Here is a 469-nt window from a genome sequence, read left to right on the forward strand (position 1 = left end):
GGCCGCCGACTGGGGGGTCTCCGCCGACGTGTGGTCGGTGACCTCCTGGAACGAGCTGCGCCGGGACGGACTGGCCGCCGAGAAGGAGGCCTTCCTCAACCCCGGCGACGGGATGCGCACGCCGTTCGTCACCCAGCAGCTGGCCGGGGCCACGGGCCCGGTCGTGGCCGTCTCCGACTTCACGGCGGACCTGCCCGACCGGATCCGGCCCTACGTGCCGAACGACTTCGCCACCCTGGGCGCGGACGACTTCGGCTTCTCGGACACCCGCGCGGGTGCCCGCCGGTACTTCAAGATCGACTCGCACTCCATCGTGGTGCGCGCCCTGGAGATGCTCGCCAAGCGCGGTGAGGTCGACTGGCGGGCCCCGGGCGAGGCGATCGAGAAGTACGCGCTGCACGAGGTCACCGCCGGCACCTCCGGCAACGCCGGAGGCGACGCCTGAGGCGACGGTCCCGGCGGCACGGCG

Annotated in this window: 1 protein-coding gene; it reads left to right on the forward strand. The window is 73.3% G+C overall.

Features of this window, described 5'->3' with window-relative positions; genetic code table 11:
• Window positions 1–445, forward strand: a 445-nt coding sequence (locus ACH9EU_RS06065; RefSeq protein WP_396413044.1) for a transketolase-like TK C-terminal-containing protein, incomplete at its 5' end; no start/stop codon positions are given.
• Window positions 446–469: the final 24 nt, after the last annotated feature.

It is taken from the genome of Kocuria rhizosphaerae, assembly GCF_044462265.1.
In the GTDB taxonomy this organism is placed as follows: Bacteria; Actinomycetota; Actinomycetes; order Actinomycetales; family Micrococcaceae; genus Kocuria; species Kocuria rhizosphaerae.